Raw genomic sequence first — 22,536 nt, 5'->3', positions numbered from 1 at the left:
CATGTCAAAAAACGCAGGTGTAGCGGGCTACATCGAGGCTTTTTGATATGTGCTATCGGAAGTGCAGGCTTGTTCAATGTATCAATATTCGTTGTACTAGTCTCCAAAACAGATTCCAAGACCTTTTGCTTCTTTAATGATAGATGAATCCGGATCGACCATTTTTAGTTTTCCTGCAACTTCGCCAAGCGGTACAGGAACTATCTCTCCATTTTTAAATCCAACCATATAACCGTATTTTTCTTTGATTATAAGTCTTGCTGCTGCCGCCCCGAGTCTGCTTGATATAACTCTGTCATACGGGCAAGGCTCTCCACCTCTCTGCATGTGGCCAGGAACAGTAATCCTCACTTCCTGTCCGGTTCTCTCCTCTATCTCTTTTCCTATCTGGTAAGAGATAGACGGATATGGGTTTTCTTTTCTCTTTGCCTTAAGTTCTTTCTTTGACAATGCAGCATCTTCTTTTGATATCGCACCCTCTGCTACGGCAAGGATAGAGAACTGCTTTCCTTCTTTTGTCCTTTTATCAAGTGCTGCAACTACGGAATCTATGTCATATGGAATTTCCGGAAGAAGTATGATATCAGCTCCGCCTGCTATACCAGCATGAAGTGTGAGCCAGCCTACCTTATGTCCCATAACTTCAACGATAAATACCCTGCTGTGTGATGCCGCTGTCGTGTGAATACAGTCGATTGCATTTGTAGCTATGTTTACTGCACTCTGGAAACCAAATGTAATATCTGTTCCCCAGATGTCATTGTCGATCGTTTTTGGAAGCGTAACTACATTTAAGCTCTCCTCACTAAGAAGATTTGCCGTTTTGTGAGTGCCGTTTCCACCGAGGATAACAAGACAGTCAAGTCCCCACTTTTTGTAATTTGACTTCATAGCCTCAACTTTATCAAGTCCGTTCTCATCAGGCTCACGCATCTTCTTAAACGGCTGTCTTGATGTTCCGATGATAGTTCCACCTTCCGTAAGGATACCTGAAAAATCACTCGGTTTCATTTTCCTGTAATTTCCATAGATAAGACCTTTGTAACCCTCAAGTATACCGTAAATCTCTACATCAGGATATGTCTGGTACAATGTTTTTGCAACGCCACGCATAGTTGCATTTAAGCTCTGACAATCTCCACCACTTGTTAAAAATCCAATTTTCTTCATAAGCTGCCGCCTTTCTTTTCATCAATGTTTTCCAGTTCCTGTTCTCTTTTCTTAGTATAACCGTATTTCTTATTTACTATTTTGCTCATTATAAAATATCCCGAAAATACCACAAGTAACATTATAATTAATACTTCGGGCGATACAATAGCCTTTACATTCATTTTACATTCCAGTTCTATTTAGTTAAGATGCCAAATGTCATCATTGTACTGCGCTATCGTTCTGTCAGATGAGAAGAAGCCTGCCATAGCTATGTTCTTTATCATCTTTCTGCTCCATGCATCCCTGTCCTCATAGTCCTTAAATACCTGTTCTTTGACATGTATATAGTCCTTTATATCTAAGAGTGTCATAAACCAGTCTTTTGTTACTATCTCCATATAAAGTCTGATAAGGCTCTTTTTGTTTCCAACTGCAAACATCTTTTTATCTATGATAAAGTCAACAAGTTTTGCTATCTCAGGATCTGCATCGTAAATCTTTTCTGCTGAATAGTCAGCTTTTGCGTAATGCTCGATAACAGTATCACTCTTTTCACCAAAGATATAGATGTTGTCATCACCTACCAGTTCATGTATCTCGACATTTGCACCGTCCTCTGTTCCAAGAGTCACTGCACCGTTTAACATAAATTTCATGTTACTTGTTCCGCTTGCCTCTTTTGATGCGAGTGAAATCTGCTCTGAAATATCTGCTGCCGGTATAATCTTCTCTGCATATGTCACATTGTAATTTTCAAGCATAACCACTTTAAGATATGGACTTACCTCCGGATCATTCTCTATAACTTTTGACAAGCAGAGTATAAGATGAATAATGTCTTTGGCAATAGTATACGCTGGGGCTGCTTTTGCTCCAAATACAAATGTGATTGGTCTAGCCGGCTTATTGCCTGCCTTTATATCCATATATTTATGAATAATGTAGAGTGCGTTCATCTGCTGTCTCTTGTACTCATGAAGTCTCTTTACCTGAACATCTATGATAGAGTTTTCATCTATCTCAATATTTTCTTTCTTAAGAAGATAATCTTTAAATTCTTTCTTCTTAATCATCTTTATATCAGTGATTGCTTTAAGCACAGCTTCATCGTCCTTAAACTGCATAAGTTTTTCAAGCTCATTCGCATCTTTCTTAAAGCCGTCGCCTATCTTTGAAGATATAAGCTCAGTAAGCTCATGGTTGCTGTGAAGAAGCCATCTTCTGAATGTTATACCGTTTGTCTTATTATTGAATTTGTTTGGATAAATATCATAAAATGGTTTTAATTCGCTGTTCTTAAGGATTTCAGTATGAAGTGCAGCAACACCGTTTACGCTAAATCCATAGTGCATATCTATCCTTGCCATGTGTACCTGCTGTCTGTCATCTATAATGGCAAGTTCAGGATTATTATTGTATTTTTCCTTTACTTTTACATCGAGCATCTTAATGATAGGCATAAGCTGTGGAACAACTTTTTCAAGGAACCATATAGGCCATTTTTCAAGTGCTTCTGCAAGTATGGTGTGGTTTGTATATGCACACATGCTGCTCACTATCTCGATTGCCTTGTCCATGTCAATGCCTTTCTTGACAAGGAGTCTGATAAGTTCAGGGATTACCATCGTAGGATGTGTATCATTTATCTGAACCACCGCATAATCAGCAAGGTCATAGAGATTGCTTCCCTTTGCAACTGCCTCATCGATAATAAGCTGTGCAGCGTTGCTTACCATAAAATACTGTTGGTATATTCTTAAAAGCTGTCCCTGATAATCGCTGTCATCGGGATAGAGGAACAATGTAAGATTCTTTCTTATATCCTCTTTATTGAAATAAATACTGTCTCCCTGCACGATATTTTCGTCAACGCTGTCAATATCAAAAAGTTTTAATGTATTGCACTTATTATCATAACCGGTCACATCTATCTCATACATAACGGAATTTACTCTGAGTCCGCCAAAAATGACCTCATAGCTTGTGTCTGTTCTTCTAAGCCAGCTTTTGTCCTTTATCCACGGATTTGGAACTTCTTTCTGGAGATTTTTTTCAAACTCCTGCTTAAAAAGTCCGAGGTGGTAATTTATTCCGACACCGTCACCGTTTAAACCAAGTGTTGCTATAGAGTCGAGGAAGCAGGCTGCAAGTCTTCCGAGTCCACCGTTTCCAAGTGATGGTTCAGGCTCGATCTCCTCAATCTCCGCCATGCTCTTTCCATGCTTTTTAAGTGCTTCTGATACCTGGTCATAAAGTCCAAGATTTATAAGATTGTTTGATAATAATTTTCCTATAAGAAACTCTGCCGAGATATAATAGAGTTTTTTCTTTCCCTCAATCTTTCCCCTCTGCTGTGTGGCATTTTTAGTAAGTTCTAATAAACCGTAATAAATTTCCTCATTTGAACCGCGTGATGCGATATTTTCAATTTCGTTTTCGTACATACTCTCCTACCTTTCTTCTTAACTCTCTGTCATTCTGCTTCTCATTTATAATCTTTAATACGACTATAATAATATGATACCACTTTATTTTTTTCGACACAAGAAATAAGACTTCCCCTGAAACAGTTTATATCAGCTTAAATGTGATACTCCACAATATCTTCAAGTTTTTTTCTTGGTCTGGCTTCCGGTTTTTCATCAGCATAACCTAGTGCAACTGCACCTATAAGCTGACCTGCTTCATCTATGTAATCCATAAGTTCTTCGTAGGCGAAACAGGTATTGCCTATCCAAAGCGAACCGACACCAAGCTGCTGTGCACGAAGCAACATATTTTCTATTGCAGCACCTATCGACAGACTGTCACATATCTCCGTAAATCTGCCGTCCATATCTATGGTTTCCATAGGGCTTACACCGTTTGTATTTAACACAAATATGACTATCGGTGCAGTCATCATTATACGAAGCGTATTGTCCGCATCTGGCAGCAATCTTTTGGAGTCTTTAAACAAAGGCTCTTTTAATTCCCGCTTTATCCCTTTGCGCATCATGGCAAGTATCTCTTTCTTTTCATCTCCACCATAAACAAGAAATTTCCACGGCTGTCTGTTTTTTCCTGATGGAGCAACTCTTGCAGCATCAAGGATTTTTTCAAGCACTTTACCTGAAATCTCATCTTTTTTATATTTTCTTATACTTCTTCTCTGATATATGCTGTCACATAACCTGCTGTTATCATCACTACTGTTATCTTTTATATTATTGCTGTTGTTGTCTTTACTAGCCATCGTTTTCCCTTCTATATGAACGACTACAGGCAGTCCCTATAAAAGACTGCCTGTAGTATATTTGTCTTAAATTTCGTAATCCATGCACACTCTTACCGCTGTGTACGGTCTTACATAAGTGTCTGCCACGGCAACATGAGCCGGATGCTTCTGATAGCCATTAAGCGACTCCTCGCTGTCAAGCTCACAATCAAGCATAACATCTGCATTAGACGATTCAAGTCCATCAATAACAACATTTACCTTTAAAAGTCCCGGAACCTTTCCCACAAGTGCTTCAAGATTTTCCTTTATACCCTTCTTAACACTTTCTTTATCTTCAAGATTTTCCTTTAATTGCCATAAAATAATATGCTTTACCATCGTTTTTTCCTTTCATATCATATCTTATAATATAAATTTACTCCCATCAGTAGCACTAATCTGTACCTGTGCACTTTCAGGGCTGAACCTTATAGTTCTTCCAACTGTTCCGCCTGTCATCTGTGCCACTACAGGTATCCCCATACCAGCAAGAATCCTCTTTGATTGTATAACATTCTGTGTCCCTATGTCCATATCTTTATTTGTAAAATCAAATCCAAACATATTTGCACCACCGACAAGTTTAACTTTAAGATTTCTCACATCAGCCCCGTGTGTGCACACCATTCTGAAAAGATTTTGAATACCAGTATTTACATAACGCTCAAGATTCATATCAACATGTTCCTCATTTTCATAAGCATCCGGAAGCATTGCATGCAAAAGTCCTCCTATTTTCAGGCTATTGTCATACATACATATTCCGACACACGAACCAAGGGCATAAGTTATAAGTTCATCTCTTTTTGTGCCCATCCTCATTTCTGCAATTCCAACTACTATCTGAGCCATTTTTATCCTTTCATAATCTGCTAATATATACAATTTGCACTATATTTGTACACATTTTTTACTGTTTTTCAAATATTTATATTGTATTTGTTATAACTGATTTTTGTATATAATTCAAGTACTTTTGATTCAAAATCTAATATTTCATGTAATATTTATCTGATTTTTATTGTAATTATCACAATAAATATTTTATATTAACAAAATTTTGTTGTCACATTAAACAATTTATTGATATTTTTGTTTGCTTTTTCATTGCAAAATATCCTAAAATGTAATAGAATGTATTTGAAAACAAATGCAGCAAAATGCGCGTCAATTTTACTGTAAATTTTTATATATTAAGAAAGGATGTATTTTAAAATGACTAATTTACCAAAAATGAAAATAGGTATCGTTGCTGTCAGCAGAGACTGTTTCCCAGAGTCACTCTCAGTAACAAGAAGACAGAATCTCGTAAAGGCTTACACAGACAAATATGAGGCTGAGGATATCTACGAATGTCCTGTATGTATCGTAGAAAGCGAAATACATATGGTACAGGCTCTTGAAGACATCAAGAAAGCCGGATGTAACGCTTTAGTTGTTTACCTTGGAAACTTCGGTCCTGAAATTTCTGAGACACTTCTTGCCAAGCACTTTGACGGACCTAAGATGTTCGTTGCAGCTTCTGAGGAAGACGGACTTAACGGAGGTCTTATCGACAACCGTGGTGATGCTTACTGTGGTATGCTTAATGCAAGCTACAACCTTAAACTCCGCAATGTTAAGGCTTATATCCCAGAGTATCCTGTTGGAACTGCTGAGGAATGTGCAGATATGATCCATGAATTTGTACCTATCGCACGTACTATCTATGCATTAAGCAACTTAAAGATCATCAGCTTTGGTCCTCGTCCACAGAACTTCCTTGCATGTAATGCTCCTATCAAACAGCTCTACAACCTTGATATCGAGATTGAGGAAAACTCAGAGCTTGACCTTTTTGAATCATTCAACAACCACGCAGGTGATGAGCGTATCCCTGATGTTGTCAAAGATATGGAAGCTGAACTTGGTGCTGGAAACAAGAAACCTGAAATCCTTGAGAAACTTGCTCAGTATGAGATCACTCTTCTTGACTGGATCGATGCACACAAGGGTTACAGAAAATATGTTACTATCGCCGGAAAATGCTGGCCTGCATTCCAGACACAGTTTGGATTCGTACCTTGTTATGTAAACAGCCGTCTCACAAAGAGAGGCATCCCTGTTTCATGTGAGGTTGATATTTACGGAGCACTCAGCGAGTTCATCGGAACTGTTGCAAGTGAAGATGCAACTACTCTTCTTGACATCAACAATACTGTACCTGCTGATATCTATGACGCTGATATCAAGGGCAAATTTGATTACACACAGAAAGATACATTTATGGGATTCCATTGTGGAAACACAGCTTCAAACAAGCTTTCATTCTGTGAGATGAAGTATCAGAAGATCATGGCTCGTTCACTTCCTATCGAAGTAACAAATGGAACTCTCGAAGGAGATATCATTCCTGGAGATATCACATTCTTCCGTCTCCAGAGCACAGCAGATGCTAAACTCCGCGGATATATCGCTCAGGGTGAAGTTCTTCCTGTTGCAACACGTTCATTCGGTGCGATTGGTATCTTCGCAATCCCTGAAATGGGACGTTTCTACCGTCATGTACTTATCGAGGGCAACTATCCTCATCATGGAGCTGTTGCATTCGGTCATTACGGAAAGACATTATACGAAGTATTCAAATACATCGGTGTAGATGTTGACGAGATTGGATTCAATCAGCCAAAGGGAATGCTCTACAAGACAGAGAATCCATTTGCTTAATCTTTTGAAAGCTTTAAATTTTATTGCAGTCAATTTACTTTAATTAATTGAGGGCGATGGCATATTGCCATCGCCTTTTGTTTTCACAATCTGGCTGCAAGCCACTATTTATATCACTGTTAATTTAATGATCTAATTTATGTTATGAAATGAGCTTATAACGAAATATATTTTCGTGACTTTTGCTCAGGAAAGAGGTTATAATGAATTATTTAATTGGTATTGACTTAGGAACTTCATCAACTAAAACTGTTCTTTTTGATGAGGATGGAAATGTTATTGCTTCTGCCGGAAAAGATTACCCACTTTACACTCCTAATAATGGATGGGCAGAGCAGAAACCTGAAGACTGGCGTGACGCTGCACTCGAAACTATCGCTAAAGTAGTTAAAGATTCCGGTGTAAATGCTGACGATATCAAAGGACTTGGTATCTCAGGTCAGATGCATGGTCTTGTTATGCTTGATGAAAACGGAGAGGTTATCCGCCCTTCTATCATCTGGTGTGACCAGCGTACTGAAAAAGAATGTGAGGAAATCACCGAAAAAGTCGGAGCTAAAAGACTTATCGAGATTACTGCTAACCCTGCACTTACAGGCTTTACAGCTTCAAAAATCCTCTGGGTAAGAAATAATGAGCCGGAAAATTATGCAAAGTGCAAGCACATCTTACTTCCTAAAGATTATGTAAGATATATTCTTACAGGGGAATTTGCAACGGAGGTATCTGATGCTTCAGGTATGCAGCTTCTCGATGTTCCAAAGAGACAGTGGTCTGATGAAGTCCTTGAAAAACTTGATATTGACAAGAGCCTTCTCGCAAAGGTTTATGAATCACCTGAAGTTACAGGAACTATCTTACCTGAGATTGCCGAAAAAACAGGTCTTTCTACATCAACAGTTGTAGTCGGCGGTGCTGGAGATAATGCTGCGGCAGCAGTTGGTACAGGTGTTGTTGAGGATGGTAAGGCATTTACTACTATCGGAACAAGCGGTGTTGTCTTTGCTCACAGCAGCAAGATTTCAATCGACCCTAAGGGCAGAGTCCACACATTCTGCTGTGCCGTTCCGGGTGCATGGCATGTCATGGGTGTTACACAGGCTGCCGGATATTCACTTGCATGGTATCTCGATAACATGGGTGTCGGATATAAAGATGAAGCTAAAGAAAAAGGCTGTGGTGTCTATGACCTTATCAACGCCGATGTTGAAAAGACACCTATCGGTGCAAACCGCCTTATCTATCTCCCTTACTTAAACGGTGAGCGTACACCTCATCTTGACCCTGACTGCCGTGGAGTTCTTTTCGGACTTTCAAGCATGCACACAAAGGCAGATATTGTCCGTGCCGTAATGGAGGGAATCAGCTACTCTCTTACTGACTGCAAGGATATTCTCTCTGAAATGGGTGTCGAGGTTAATGATATGATGGCTTGCGGCGGCGGAGCTAAGAACGGTGTTCAGCGTCAGATGATGGCTGATATGTTCGGCTGTGATGTTAATACCGTTACTGCTACGGAAGGTCCTGCTCTCGGTGTTGCTATTCTCGCCGGTGTCGGTGCTGGCATCTATGACAGTGTTGAAAGTGCCTGCCGTAAGATGATACATAAAGACCCTGCTAAGGAGTGCAAGACAAATCTTGAGAATAAGGCTAAGTATGATAAGTTCCATGAGATTTATAAGAATCTTTATGGATGCCTTAAGGAGCAGTATAAGGAGATTGCGAAGCTGTAAATTTATTTAACTTGGCTGCTTTGACGCAAGGAGGGAGATGTGATTTCCGACTCATGGACGCTCTCGCTCGGAGAAAAGCGTAGCAGTACATAAATGAGCAAAATCCGCTCATTAAGTACTGACGCTTTTCAAACGCCATTCGCTGAAAATCACATCTCCCTCCTTGCTGGTTGTGAAAGAATTTACGATTTTATTTAGCGTTTTTAAGTAGGGGCTGTCGCACGAAGCACTATTCATACAATATGTAGATAATAAATCTATTATTAACATCTACATATTGTATGAATTATGCTTAATGCGACAGCCCCATATATGTATTTTTACATTGATTATATTTATTATAAAATATGTTATATGCTTTTTTGCATTGATTATTTTATAATGAAATATATTATGTGTGCCTTTTACATTGATTAATTGATGATGAAATATATTATGCGTGCTTTTTTGCATTGATAAGTTTGTGAGGAACTCTGATATACACCAAAAATAATGCTACTATATTATACAGAACTGCTATTACTATTTCTGACGGGTTAAATGCAAAATAGACTGTATAAACAATTTCATAATACACATAACTCCAAAACAGGATAATCATCAAGATGCCTGTTAATCTGCATATTACTTTTCTATTCACACTGTTTTGTCTCTCTTGTCTAATCATTGGTATTATAAATATACATATAAATGATATTAACCACATTAGATATAATAATGTCATAAAACCTCTCAGATTATGATAATCGACAAAACCTGTCATTCCGACATATGCTTCTCCCGTTTCTGTTGTTCTTACTATCGGACTTGGATGTATCTTTGATAGTATGTAAACAGCTATAAATGCTGATACCGAAATTATATTCACTAATAACAAAACGTATTTCTTAAATATATTTTTAATCCCATCCTCTTTATTATTCAGTTCTTTTACATCTTCCTTTTTATTCTCATCATACTCATGTTTATTGCTCTCATCATTTTCATTGATAAGATAGTCAAGCGAACAGTCAAAGTATCTGCTTACATTTATAATGTTGTTTATATCAGGTAATGTTCCCTGCTCCCATTTTGATATTGCTTGTCTTGATACATTTAATTGTGCAGCAAGCTGTTCCTGTGAAAGACCGTTTTGCTTTCTTAATTTCTGTAGTTTGTCAGAAAAAGACATTCTTCCTTCCCTCTTTTCGTATTTATTTTGCTCTTTTATTTTGACATTTTAAGCACCATTTTTCAACCAAACCTACTTTGCAATATGTCAACTACAAGTTGCATTGTCGCTATTTATGGTGGTTTGCGGCAAGTTCTTCCTTTCCTTAATTATATCCACAATTTTACATATATTATAACGATAATATACCTATCTGTGCAACTCAATACATTAAACAGGTATATCTCTTTCAACTTTTACTAACAAAACAGAAATCAACTTAGGAACATATAATCCGGCAACCAGCACAATCCCCGGATACCCAGTTATTATTTCAAGTTCTAAAAATAATAATTCAGATACCGAGTTTTCCATCACAACCTCAAACGGACAGTTATTGCAATGTAACCAAAAAACCGGAGAAGTTACGGAATTAGGAAAAAACACAAAAATATCCGGTACCAAAAAAATTTATTGGTCTCCGATACAAAATGGTAAATCTGTAAATGAAACACTCCTCAATGTTAATTTATCTGACGGAAAACAATTACTAGATACTATATCTGCCAAAATCACAAAAGGAGCAGATTATGTTTATAATACAAAAAGAATATAAGTAATTACAAAACTGATTATATATCGTAAGAATTGCACTGTTTAATCGTACATTATGATAGTCTTATAAATTACAAGTCAAGTCCCTCACTTATTGCTCTACGCAATATAAGTGAGGGACTTGATCGATAATGTCAAAATAATTTATAACCTTATGAATGATACTAAATCTGTCGACAAATTCTTTCCTACTTCACCTTTATTTTCACTTTCGTACTCTTTCCATTAAATGTTCTTAGTATTATCGTGCATTTTCCTTTCTTCTTTGCTTTTACTACTCCTGCTGATGACACGGTTGCTACCTTTTTGTTGCTTGTACTATAAGTTATTTTTGAACTTGTGCTTCCCTGTGGAAGTTCATAACTTATTTTTCTCTTTTTGCCTTTCTTTATGGTCATGCTTTTATCATCAGGTGTTATCTTTGATGGTGCTCTCATTATATGAAGTACCGTCTTTGTACTGTATTCTCCATATGAGGCTGTTATTGTCACTTCACCTTTTTTGTTGGTTTTTACTATTGCACTTCCATACGATGATGTGGTTATCTTTACTTTTGAGGTATCGTCTGCACTCCATTTTATTTTGTCTGTCTCTGCAACTGAGCCATTTTTTAGTTTTGCTTTTAATGTTACTTTTTCGCCTGCTCCCACTCTTATCCCTGCCGACGGTGTTACTTCAAGTTTTGCTACATTTACTTCAAATGTTGCACTTACTCCGTTTGCGGTGGCTGTTATCGTTGTTTTTCCTGCTCCGTTTGCATATACAACTCCATTTTGTGATACACCTGCTACGGCTATATCTGATGATGTGTATGTTATTTTATTATTTTGAGTCTCATTATTCTTTATATCCTTATTTTGTTCTGCTTCTGTAACATTACTATCTATAGCCGTTTTTTCTTTGGCTTCTATAACATTACTTTCTATAACCATTTTTTCTTTGGCTTCTGCAACATTGCTGCCTATATCTGATTTTTCTTCGGCTTCTGACATTGTGTCTTTCTGCACATTGCTTACCTGTGTTTCCAAATCTAATATATCACCATACTGCATCGTGTGTTTTGTCTGTGCAAATGTTATCGCTGTTATATCGCTCTCATCTGATATATCGTTTTTCTTTCCTGATACTTCAAAGGCATCTACATCAAGCTGCTTGCTGTTTGCAAGTTTTAATTCTATGCTATGCTTTCCATAATCAAGTCCGTTTATACTGTAAAATGCACATCTCGCATCTGTGTCTTTAAGTACGTAGGCTGTCTCTTTTTTGTTTCCATCTAATGTCACATCAAATTTTGGCCCACTGTAATTATTTCCGAGTACGGCTATTCCTGTTCCCTCAAATTCAAGTGATATGGTATCGCCTTTTTTAGTTAATTTTGATAATGTCCTGCCGTAATTTGTGAAGCTTAAACTCTGTTCTCTCTTTACATTTTCTGAACATTTTACCTCGTCGCTAAGGTCGCTTATTCTTATAATGCTGTCTGTTCCGCCTGCGATAGGCTCAACTTTTATATTATCAAACATATTTCTGCTAAATGCACTTTTTAATGCGGCTCTGCCCGAATTTACAGGTGATGATGTTATTTTTTTGTCTGCAACTTCTTTTCCGTTTATATAGGCGGTGAGTGTATTTTCTTTTACCTTTAATTTAAGATTTATCCACATTCCCTCTTTAAATCCGTTTATCTTTCCGGATGCAAGCATTCCCTTATTTCCCGTAAGTTTCCAGCTTCCATTTCTATTTACGATAAGATAATAACCGTTTTCGTTTGATGTATTGTTAAATCTTGTACAGATTCCGGCATAATTTTTGTCTTTTTCGCTCGCATCAAGCATTACATCTGCTGACAATGCATAATCTTTCCATCTGTCATCACCAAATGAAGTTGTCGCATCATCGGGATTTGAGCCCCATCCATCCGGCACAATATCCCTGTTTAACTGCTGCACGAGCACCTTATTTCCATTGTCAAGTTTCTGAACTTCAAATGCACCGTTTAAATCCGATGTATAAAGCGGAGTTCCACCCCTCTCACTTAAAAATTCATCGGAATATTCAAAATCGTCACTGTACGGAAGTGTCAGACTTTTATTTAATGACATATCGTTTGCGTCTGTCTCTTTTTTTCTCTCCGCATATGATTTCTGTCCGTCAGTTGTCGTAAGTGTTACCATACTGTATGGTTTTACTGTAACTTTGTATGTATATGCATCTGCTTTCTTTTCTGGCACTATCGTGTCTACATGATTTAACCAGCCTGCATCATAACTCTCACCTGCATTGTTGCTTCTTGTCTCCCAGACATTTACCTGCTCTGCGGCTTTTGCTAGATTTGATATATTCACTGTATAAGTTCTCTCTTTTGCACTGTCATTTGCAATAACCGTCGAGTAATCTCCCGTCTCAGGTGATGCCGCTGTCAGATAATCATTTGTTGTCTCTGTTATGCAATGATTTGACTGTATTCCGTCACCGTAACATCCGCCTGTTATATACTGCCAGCCTTTTTTCATAAAGTTTGTAAAGTGCATTGTCATTACAAGTCCGTTTCCAATCTCATAATAACCCGACCATGGCTTATTTGCTGTTATGACCTGCTTAGGAAAATAGACTGAACCGTCATAAAATGCCGCAACCGATGGTTGAAATTCATACATTGTCATATTTGACATACCGTAGCCTATTATTATCCTGTTCGCAACATCCAACATTCCGTTTGTTCCAGATGTTGAAACTCCGTCTGTTGTGTTGTTGCTTCCAAATATCGAGTCGGTTGCGACAGAAGTTCCTTCGCTGAACCATATTTCTTTTCCATACTCTTTATTGAGTTTTAAAACATTTTTGCTCATGTATGAATTGTAATGGAAACCTAACACATCAACTGCATCTCTGTATTTTTTATTTTTGAGCATCTTGTCAGCGATATACATTGTGTCTGTCTCATCTGCTGCCACTATCTTCATATTACTGTAATCATATCTGCCGTTTTTCTCATTTTTAAGTGCATTTGCAAGATATATCGTCCAGTCGATTTCAAGGTCTTTCTCATTTTTGTTGGCACTCACATAATCAACTTTTACGCCCCATTTGTCGTATGCGGCATCGATTGTTTCCTTGTACCATTTGTATCTTGCTTCATACCCCTTTTTGTTACTTATCTCGTATGCATCGCCGACCCATGCAGGCATTGCCCAGCAGAGCATATCAACCGTCACATCAGGATTGATCGACTGTGCATCATGTGCAAACATAAAACCCGCTCCACGATTTACATTTGCTTCTTCTTCCTCGCTTCGCTTTGTAGCAGGTTCAGCTCCCGAAGATGTGTCAAGGTCGCATCCAAGCTCCACTTTCACATGAGAAAGCCCTGCACCCTCCTCCGGATCAAAAAGCCACTTCATTATCTCCCAGTATGCCTTTGGATTTTTCTCCTTATAATCCATAAGAAGTCTTGATGTTCCATTACACGAAACTGTTCCTATGCCCCTGTAAGCTGTCTGCGTGTCTTTGTTCGCCGTTGTTCCGTCAATATTTATAATGGTTCTGTCGATTTTATCCGCGTTATTTTTATCTGCCGCTGTCACTTTCTTATCTGCCACCGTAGCACCTCCTAAAGTTGATATGAGCATCGCTGCCGTTAAAGCTGTCGTAAGTATTCTTTTTAAATTTTTTCGCATGGTTCCGCCTCTTTTCATCTCTTTCCTTAAAAGCATTTGCGAAATTATCATAACATTTGATTAAATTGTGCAAATATAATTAATTTCGCAATCACCTATATTCTTTTATTATAATAACAGGGCAGAAGAATTTGTTCTGCCCTGCTTTTTTCATATATTTAACATAATCAATCGGATATTTGCAATCCGCTCTGCTACCTGCTTTTAACACTATTAGTGTATTGGCTTGTTGCGTATTATATCGCATGAAGATTTTTAAGCGATATATCCATGATAGGAGCTGAATGTGTTAGTGCTCCGCTCGATACATAATCAACTCCAACATCGATTATATTCTTTATGTTTTCCTTTGTGACATTTCCTGAACACTCTGTAAGTGCTCTTCCGTCTATTACTTTTATTGCTTCTTTCATCTGCTCAGGTGTCATATTGTCAAGCATGATAATGTCTGCTCCTGCCTCGGCAGCCTCTCTTGCCATGTCAACATTTTCAACTTCAACTTCAATCTTGTTTACAAATGAAACATAGGCTCTTGCTCTCTTAACTGCTTCTGTGATGCCGCCTGCTGCCCCGATATGATTATCTTTTAACATAACTGCATCTGAGAGATTGTATCTGTGGTTTGTAGCACCTCCGACCTTTACGGCATATTTCTCAAAAATTCGCATATTTGGTGTTGTCTTTCTCGTGTCGAGAAGCGTTGTCTTACTTACTGCAAGAAGTTTTACAATGCTGTTTGTATATGTTGCTATACCACTCATTCTCTGAAGGTAATTGAGTGCTGTTCTCTCTCCCGAAAGAAGTGCTCTTATATCGCCTGTGACAACAGCCATGAGCTGACCTTTCTTAACCTCATCACCATCTTTTACATTCATCTCAAACTCTACTGTATCGTCAAGAAGTTCAAATACTCTCTTAAATACTCCGAGTCCTGCTATTATACCATCCTGCTTGCAGATAAGCTGTACTTCACCTTTCTGGTACTCAGGCATTACTGAATTTGTGGAAATATCCTCACTTGTGATATCTTCCTCAAGTGCCATCATAATATATTTATCTGCGTTTAGCTTTAATGTAATAGGATCATTCATGTCTGCTTTTCTCCTTTTCTATTTCATTTAAAACAAGTTCTTTATATTCAGCAGTTATCTTTTCATCATCATTATATATACTAATATCTGCGTCTGAAATATAACCATCTGCTTTCTGTTCAAACTGTCCATCATCTTCTGATTTCATCTTTTCTTTTATCTCATCTGCTGCTCTCTCGGCAAAAACCATAGACTCAAGAAGTGAGTTGCTTGCAAGCCTGTTTTTTCCGTGAACACCATTGCACGATGTCTCACCAACGGCATAAAGTCTTTCCATACTTGTCATACTTGAAAGATTTACCTTTATTCCACCCATAAAGTAATGCTGTGCCGGAACTACCGGAATACACTCTTTTGTAGGGTCATATCCCTCTTCAAGACACTGTTTCATAATATTTGGGAAATGAGTTCTTATAGTTTCCTCAGGAATCCTCTCCATAGAAAGCCACACAAACGGTGTACCGTCCTTTTCCATCTGTCTGCGGATATCGGCTGTAACAATATCTCTCGGTCTTAACTCGTCACAGAAACGCTTTTTATTTTTGTCAAGAAGTATCGCTCCCTCTCCTCTGACTGATTCTGAAATAAGAAATCTTCTTCCCGGCTTTTCAGAATATAATGTAGTCGGATGAATCTGTATGTAATCAATATGCTCCATCTCAATTCCATGCTTTAATGCAATGGCAAGAGCATCACCTGTTATATGCCTGAAGTTTGTTGAATGTTTATAAAGTCCTCCAAGACCTCCGCATGCAAATACTGTATATTTTGCCTTAATGATATCAATGCTGCCATCTGAATTTTTTACGATCAGACCATAACATTCATTTATATCTTCATCACATACGATATCCATCATTTTTACATGTTCCTGTATCGTTATGTTTTTTCTTTTTAAAGCATTTTCTAAAAGAGTGCTTGTAATCTCTTTTCCCGTAACATCTTCATGGTAAAGAATCCTCGGTCTTCCATGTCCACCCTCTCTCGTAAACGCAAGCTCTTCTCCATCGTGTTCAAAGTCAACACCATAATCAATAAGTTCTTTTGCAATCTTCCTGGACGAACGAATCATAACTTCAACAGAATCCTTATTATTCTCATAATGACCTGCCTTCATCGTATCTTCAAAAAAACCATCAAAATCTTCCTCATCCCTGAGCATACACATACCGCCCTGTGCAAGAAATGAGTCACTCTTGTCAGCCTCATCTTTTGTAATAACAAGTACTTTTGTATTCTCTGGAAAATGAAGTGCACAAAATAGTCCTGCTGCTCCCGTTCCTACTACGACAACATCTGTTTCTTTTACCATCTTATCACCTGACATCTTCTTCAGATGTCTATAACAGCATACGCTGCCATCCTTTCCTTATATAAATGAAAATTTTTATTTACAATGTATCGAGTATAGCATAACCGCATGTTTTAAGCAAGTTTAGGTCAATATAATGTAAACTTTTTATTCTACATCAGAACAGCTAACGAATGATACATTTATAATTGATTTTGTATTCATATTGTTGTATAATATATACAAATTGAGTATATTTTTGAATTAAAATTTATATCTATAGTTATTTAACAATTCTGTTAAATAAAGATTGGAGGATTTTATGAACATAAGAGAGTTTATGGACTTAAAAAAGTTACAAGACATTCAGGACTGCTTTTCAAATGCTACAGGACTTGCAGCTATCGCAGTTGACAACGAGGGCGAATATCTTACTGAGGGAAGTAATTTTACTGATTTTTGTATGAAATATACTCGTGGCTCAGAGCTTGGAAATAAAAAATGTAAAAAATGTGATATGGAAAATGATGGTACATACTTCTGCCATTCCGGGCTTATGGATTTTTCCATTGATATTATGGTGGGTGAAGAAAAAGTAGGTTCTATTATTGGTGGACAGGTTCTTCCTTCTGAGCCTGATGAAGAAGAATTCAGAAAAAAAGCCACCGAACTTGGAGTCGATCCTGATGCTTATATCAGAGCACTTCGCAAAGTTCCTATCAGAACAGAATCACAGATACGTTCCTCTGCCACACTGCTAGGCGAGGTAGTAAACCAGCTTGTAAATGCAGAATATCTTAAGAGTACAAATGGCGGAAAGCTTGGCATCCTTAGTGATGAAATAAAATATGCAAACGATGTTATTCAGAAGATTAACACAAATACACGTTCACTCAATTCTATCGCCAGTAAACAGAAGATGCTTTCACTTAATGCATCTATCGAAGCTGCAAGAAGCGGTGAAGCAGGTGTAGGTTTTGCCGTTGTTGCAAAGAGTATGGGTGATCTTTCTTCTCAGTCAGCTACTATCTATAGTGACATTGAAAAATCTGTAGCTGATATTACAACATCAATTGAGAAACTTGCATCACTTTTTGAAGATTAATTATTATAATTGTTTATAACTCAATTTGAGTTTTTCATAATTTGTTTTTTGTTTTTATTTTTCATGTGTTTCCTTGTAGAATAAGAGGTATGGCAACTGCCATACCTCTTATTTTCATTTACATACCTTGCCGGTCATAAACCTTACTTTTTATCTATTCAAATCATTTACTCTTAAATGCCTATATAGTCAGGCTGAAAATCAACAGTTAAAATCTAAAGTCTCTCTTACCGTCATGTAATTCTTTTAGATACTCCATAGCTTTATTTCTCACATTTTCATTTGGAACCTTGAGTATCTCCTCAGCGATAAGTGCCTCACCTTTTTTCCTTGTATCTTCTGAGGCATAGTCTTCAAGATACTCCTTAAGTGTCATAAGTGCGTTTGGCTGGCAGCAGTTTACTATCTGACCACTCTTTAACAGTGACATAAATCTGTCTCCCGTTCTTCCTGCCCTGTAACAAGCCGTGCAGAAACTTGGAATATAGCCAAGACCTATAAGCCAGTTTACCACTTCGTCGAGTGAACGCGTGTCACTTACATCAAACTGTGATGTTGTCTCATCTCTAACAGGCTCGACATAACCACCTACACTCGTGCGTGAACCACCACTTATCTGTGAAATACCAAGATGAAGAACCTTCTCTCTTGTCTTCTGTGACTCTCTTGTTGACACTATCATTCCAGTATAAGGAACTGCAATTCTTATAACTGCAACTATTTTTTCAAATATATCATCAGGAACTGCATTTGAGAAATCGGCTGTATCAATATCATCGGCTGGACATATTCTCGGAACACTTATTGTATGCGGACCTACACCATGAACAGCTTCAAGATGCTCTGCATGCATGATTATTCCGACAAGTTCATAGAGATATGTCTCAAGTCCAAACAATACTCCAAGGCCTACATCATCTATTCCACCCTCCATCGCTCTATCCATTGCTTCTGTATGATATGCATAATTATGTTTTGGGCCTGTCGGATGAAGTTCCTCATATGATTTTTTGTTGTATGTTTCCTGGAACAATATATAAGTTCCGATTCCTGCTTCTTTAAGCTTTGCGTAATCCTCAACTGTTGTCGCTGCGATATTTACATTTACACGGCGTATCGCACCATTCTTATGCTTGATACTGTAAATTGTCTTGATACATTCAAGAATATATTCAAGCGGATTATTAACAGGGTCTTCTCCTGCTTCAAGTGCAAGACGCTTATGTCCCATATCCTGCAGTGCGATAACTTCTTTTCTGATTTCTTCCTGTGTAAGTTTCTTTCTCGCAATATGCTTATTTTTGGCATGGTAAGGACAATATACACACCCGTTTACACAGTAATTTGAGAGATAAAGCGGTGCAAACATAACTATTCTTCTGCCATAAAACTTTTCCTTAATATCAATGGCTATCTGTTTCATCTGCTCATTGCACTCAGGTATATCACACTCCATAAGGACAGCAGCTTCCTTGTGGGAAATTCCCTTTGCAAGTCTTGCTTTTTCAAGAATCGCATCTACAACCTCTCTGTTACTCTTGTTTTTCTTTGCATAGTCTATGCACTCTAATATTTCCGCATCGTCTATAAATTCTTCTGCGTGCATTGATTTTGGATTGTAACTCATGTTTTTCTCCTTTTCTTATTTGTTATGACTGAACATTCTTTCTTTTGTGTTTTACTGATTATTATTTTTTGGAATAAACTGCCTTTGCACTGACACCGTCTAACATTCCGAGTTTTCCTGAAACTGCACTTATCACATTATTTGGTGCATCCATGACAATACTTATCACCGACACATTTTTTTCACGGTAAGGCATCCCCATCCTCCCGATAATATACTTGTTGTACTCATGCAAAAATCCGTTTACCTCGGAAACACTGTCCATGTTTTCAACGATTATTCCAAGTATCGCTATCCTGTTTTCCATAAATACTACCACTCTTTCTAAAATGTCAATCGGATATTGGCAATCCGCTCTGCTGCTTGCTCATAACGCTATTAGCTGCTATCGCAACATATCAAAAATGACTTATTTCCTCCTGATACAAACAAGCCCCATTGACCACTTATTACTCTAAATGGGAAACTTCCTTGATAGCGTAAAAAAGCCATGTCCCTATAAGACATGACTTTTATTTTATAAACATAATGAATTCAGCATTATATACCCTCTTCGACAAATATTCCATGATAAATCTTTTCAAGTTTAAATATAATATTAATACCACAATAAGTCTGAGCAATAATATATGCCACTTTTACTTTATAATCTATAATTTACTTTCATGCCTTTGCGTCAGGACGAACCTTTCGTTTCAGAACCTTGAATAGTATAACACTGTGATAAAAATTTATCAATAAGTTTTTTTGGTGTATTGGCAAACGGACGCTTGGAATTAAGGATTATTCTGTATTCATGGACGCTTTCGCCCGGAGAACTGAGTAACGGTACATAAGCGGTCTGAAATACGCCCCTAAGTACCGACACAGTTCTAACGCCATTCAACCAGATAATCCTTAATTCCAAGCTGTATGCTGGTATGATTTTAGTTTAGATAACACACTTTTTACTTACACCTCACGCTCATAGCACCACCAGTTTCCATCATATAGTGTGCTTTCTCCGACTCTTGTAAAGTTCAGGCTTTTGTAAGCGGCAAGTGCTTTTTTATGATTTTTGTCTACGAGATAATGGGCACTTTTTATTCCTCTGTCTGCTATTATTTTTAGAAGTTCATTTAACATCATCGGTGCTATCTTTCTGTTCTGCCATTCTTTTTTTACTACAAGTCTGGCTATTTCCACTGACGGTTTTAATGTTTCACTCCAGCATTTTAAATTTTCTACTTCTTTGTCATCATCTATTGATATTGCTCCGACTATTTCCCCTGTTTCTGTTTTCATACAAAATAATCCATCTCTTTCTAAGTCTCCTCTTGTTATCTCTACATTTGGATAATACTCATCCCATGTGCAGAACTTTGAGCCTTTTGCCTGCTCATAAAGTCCGGTTATTTCTTCTATATCACTTTCTGCTGCCTGATATAATTTTATATTTTTATTCAATCTCGTTTTCTCCTGTCTTCTACTTTTCTATTAGAAATTTGCTAAACTATGATAATCTGTTTTTACCACTCCGTTATCCCAGCAAGTTTTTTCATCTTTTCAAGGAACAGCCTGTTAAATATTGCGATAACCCTGCCGACTCCGATTACGGCAAATACCGTTCCTATGCCTACTCCGATAAGTTTTCCAGCAAAGATAAGGCTTATGCCGATAGTGAATAAGATGTTGCATACATCAAAGATATTTTTTATAAGTCCTGTTTCTTTTTTCACCGCATCTGCTATGGTCTGCACTATTCCATCTCCAGGGTTTGGTATAAGCCTCATGTCTAGCGACATGGCTGCCCCCACTCCCGTTAGGATTATCGCTATTATCAAAAATACTATTCTGCCGCCAAAACTTCCCCATACACTTCCCTTATAATCTACTGAAAATTCAGGAATGACCGCCGAGAATATATTTAAAAATCTCGTGAATATTATACTTAACGGTATCTGCAATATGTCAGCAAATAATATTCCGTTTAATTTCATTTTTCCGTTTTTTCTGTATCTTATGAAATGGATGATTATTTCCGCTATGACAAATGCTGTATATAACAGAAGCGTTACATTGCCAAAGTTTGATTTCGTCAATTGGGATATGGAATAAGCCACTGATATTATCGGTGATACTCCTAAATCCGTTTTTGTGTTTAATGTAATTCCTAAAGCAAGTATCAGCAATCCTGATACATAAAAAACTCCTCTGTAAATCTTTGACTTCACATAAATTCCCTCTTTCTATAACGATTACTGTTAGCAAAGCCCTGAACCTGATTATTTGATGAAATATAATACAATAATACAATTCTCTTTGTATTAGCATAATACATGAGGCAACTATAAGTGTGGGACTTCCTCGATAGTGTTGAAAAATTGTAATTTGTTATTTTAGATTTGATAATTTTTTTCAATAATCTCAAATCTGCAAATGAACAGCAATAAAAAAATACCCTCATATCTCAGCTTTGAAATATCAGGGACACAATATAAACTATATCTATCTTTTATCTACTCTTTTCCAAAACAACTATCTTCTTAACTTTTGTTCAGGAAACATTTCTCTCACCAGCTTTTAACTTAATTTCGCTCGGTGAATAATCGGTGTGACAGGATTTGAACCTGCGACCTTTGCGTCCCGAACGCAACGCTCTACCAAGCTGAGCCACACACCGTCATAACTGTTTATCAATCTTACTTCACAAACAACAAGTATTATACTACTTTTTTTGCTGTTTGTGAAGTACTTTTTTTCAAATGGATATTCGCAATACGCTCTGTTAATTACTTGATAGCGTTAAATTCTGCTGCCCGTATTCATATCATGATTAAATAATCTGTCCTCTGCAAGTTTCTCCCATTTTGTTCCAGGTATTCCATAGTTGCAGTATGGGTCTATCGCAATTCCTCCACGCGGTGTAAATTCACCCATCACCTCGATGTATTTTGGCTGCATAAGTTTTATCAGATCTTTCATAATGATATTCATGCAGTCCTCATGGAAATCTCCATGATTTCTGAAACTGAAAAGATAAAGCTTAAGTGATTTACTCTCAACCATTCTCTTATCAGGGATATATGCAATCTTAATCTTTGCAAAATCAGGCTGCCCTGTTATCGGACAAAGACTTGTAAACTCC

18 protein-coding genes and 1 tRNA gene are annotated in these 22,536 nt (G+C 37.4%); 3 read left to right on the top strand and 16 right to left on the bottom strand.

The window, feature by feature from the left end:
* Positions 1–96: 96 nt before the first annotated feature.
* From KQI69_RS02600 to KQI69_RS02580, 5 genes are all read right to left on the bottom strand, one after another.
* On the bottom strand, positions 97–1,170 hold the full coding sequence (locus tag KQI69_RS02600; RefSeq protein WP_216563727.1) for a 6-phosphofructokinase: 1,074 nt from the start codon (positions 1,168–1,170) through the stop codon (positions 97–99).
* A gap of 182 nt (positions 1,171–1,352) precedes the next feature.
* Positions 1,353–3,599 carry a glycogen/starch/alpha-glucan phosphorylase gene (locus KQI69_RS02595; RefSeq protein ID WP_216563726.1) on the bottom strand — a complete coding sequence of 749 codons (2,247 nt, stop codon included), beginning with the start codon at positions 3,597–3,599 and terminating at the stop codon, positions 1,353–1,355.
* 137 nt (positions 3,600–3,736) lie between these two features.
* Positions 3,737–4,390 carry a nitroreductase family protein gene (locus KQI69_RS02590; protein ID WP_216563725.1) on the bottom strand — a complete coding sequence of 218 codons (654 nt, stop codon included), beginning with the start codon at positions 4,388–4,390 and terminating at the stop codon, positions 3,737–3,739.
* Between the two features lie 66 nt (positions 4,391–4,456).
* The gene (locus tag KQI69_RS02585) at positions 4,457–4,753 is read right to left on the bottom strand and encodes a Dabb family protein (RefSeq protein ID WP_216563724.1); all 297 of its coding nucleotides are present in this window, start codon (positions 4,751–4,753) and stop codon (positions 4,457–4,459) included.
* A 24-nt stretch (positions 4,754–4,777) separates the two neighbouring features.
* Positions 4,778–5,266 (bottom strand): chemotaxis protein CheD, encoded by a 489-nt coding sequence (locus tag KQI69_RS02580; protein WP_216563723.1) that lies wholly within the window; start codon positions 5,264–5,266, stop codon positions 4,778–4,780.
* A gap of 363 nt (positions 5,267–5,629) precedes the next feature.
* Here KQI69_RS02580 and KQI69_RS02575 point away from each other — a divergent pair, with 363 nt between their 5' ends.
* Together KQI69_RS02575 and xylB are read left to right on the top strand one after the other, a co-directional pair.
* Positions 5,630–7,120: an L-fucose/L-arabinose isomerase family protein gene (locus tag KQI69_RS02575; protein WP_216563722.1), complete on the top strand. Its 1,491-nt coding sequence runs from the start codon at positions 5,630–5,632 to the stop codon at positions 7,118–7,120.
* 203 nt (positions 7,121–7,323) lie between these two features.
* Positions 7,324–8,853: a xylulokinase gene (xylB, locus tag KQI69_RS02570; RefSeq protein ID WP_216563721.1), complete on the top strand. Its 1,530-nt coding sequence runs from the start codon at positions 7,324–7,326 to the stop codon at positions 8,851–8,853.
* Positions 8,854–9,286: 433 nt separating this feature from the next.
* Here xylB and KQI69_RS02565 read toward each other — a convergent pair whose 3' ends face one another.
* The 5 genes from KQI69_RS02565 to KQI69_RS02545 all read right to left on the bottom strand — a co-directional run bounded on the left by KQI69_RS02565 (position 9,287) and on the right by KQI69_RS02545 (position 16,698).
* Positions 9,287–10,024 carry a helix-turn-helix domain-containing protein gene (locus KQI69_RS02565; RefSeq protein WP_216563720.1) on the bottom strand — a complete coding sequence of 246 codons (738 nt, stop codon included), beginning with the start codon at positions 10,022–10,024 and terminating at the stop codon, positions 9,287–9,289.
* A 210-nt stretch (positions 10,025–10,234) separates the two neighbouring features.
* Positions 10,235–10,378, bottom strand: coding sequence for a hypothetical protein (locus KQI69_RS02560; RefSeq protein ID WP_216563719.1), 144 nt, complete (start codon positions 10,376–10,378; stop codon positions 10,235–10,237).
* A gap of 428 nt (positions 10,379–10,806) precedes the next feature.
* Positions 10,807–14,295 (bottom strand): Ig-like domain-containing protein, encoded by a 3,489-nt coding sequence (locus tag KQI69_RS02555; RefSeq protein WP_216563718.1) that lies wholly within the window; start codon positions 14,293–14,295, stop codon positions 10,807–10,809.
* Positions 14,296–14,531: 236 nt separating this feature from the next.
* Complete coding sequence (gene nadC, locus KQI69_RS02550; RefSeq protein WP_216563717.1) at positions 14,532–15,386, bottom strand: carboxylating nicotinate-nucleotide diphosphorylase; 855 nt, start codon at positions 15,384–15,386, stop codon at positions 14,532–14,534.
* A complete protein-coding gene (locus tag KQI69_RS02545) occupies positions 15,379–16,698 on the bottom strand; it encodes an L-aspartate oxidase (RefSeq protein WP_216563716.1) in 1,320 nt (439 codons plus the stop codon). The genes nadC and KQI69_RS02545 overlap by 8 nt, the downstream gene beginning before the upstream one ends.
* Positions 16,699–16,999: 301 nt before the next feature.
* On the opposite strand from KQI69_RS02545, the gene KQI69_RS02540 reads away from it, so the two are divergent.
* The gene (locus KQI69_RS02540) at positions 17,000–17,782 is read left to right on the top strand and encodes a PocR ligand-binding domain-containing protein (protein WP_216563715.1); all 783 of its coding nucleotides are present in this window, start codon (positions 17,000–17,002) and stop codon (positions 17,780–17,782) included.
* Between the two features lie 208 nt (positions 17,783–17,990).
* Here KQI69_RS02540 and hydG read toward each other — a convergent pair whose 3' ends face one another.
* The 6 genes from hydG to queF all read right to left on the bottom strand — a co-directional run.
* Positions 17,991–19,409, bottom strand: coding sequence for a [FeFe] hydrogenase H-cluster radical SAM maturase HydG (hydG, locus tag KQI69_RS02535; protein WP_216563714.1), 1,419 nt, complete (start codon positions 19,407–19,409; stop codon positions 17,991–17,993).
* Between the two features lie 61 nt (positions 19,410–19,470).
* Positions 19,471–19,716, bottom strand: coding sequence for a TM1266 family iron-only hydrogenase system putative regulator (locus KQI69_RS02530; RefSeq protein WP_216563713.1), 246 nt, complete (start codon positions 19,714–19,716; stop codon positions 19,471–19,473).
* 644 nt (positions 19,717–20,360) lie between these two features.
* Positions 20,361–20,855 (bottom strand): N-acetyltransferase, encoded by a 495-nt coding sequence (locus tag KQI69_RS02525; RefSeq protein WP_216563712.1) that lies wholly within the window; start codon positions 20,853–20,855, stop codon positions 20,361–20,363.
* A 62-nt stretch (positions 20,856–20,917) separates the two neighbouring features.
* Positions 20,918–21,622 carry a DUF6198 family protein gene (locus tag KQI69_RS02520; protein ID WP_216563711.1) on the bottom strand — a complete coding sequence of 235 codons (705 nt, stop codon included), beginning with the start codon at positions 21,620–21,622 and terminating at the stop codon, positions 20,918–20,920.
* A 375-nt stretch (positions 21,623–21,997) separates the two neighbouring features.
* Positions 21,998–22,071: transfer RNA gene (locus KQI69_RS02515), tRNA-Pro, on the bottom strand.
* 122 nt (positions 22,072–22,193) lie between these two features.
* Positions 22,194–22,536: preQ(1) synthase (gene queF / locus KQI69_RS02510; RefSeq protein ID WP_216563710.1), on the bottom strand; the 343-nt coding region annotated here is incomplete at its 5' end.

Origin of the sequence: Eubacterium sp. MSJ-13 (genome assembly GCF_018918235.1) — a bacterium.
In the GTDB taxonomy this organism is placed as follows: Bacteria; Bacillota; Clostridia; order Lachnospirales; family Lachnospiraceae; genus Butyribacter.
Note: the sequence above shows the minus strand (reverse complement) of the source record. Positions and strands in the feature narration are given on the sequence as shown.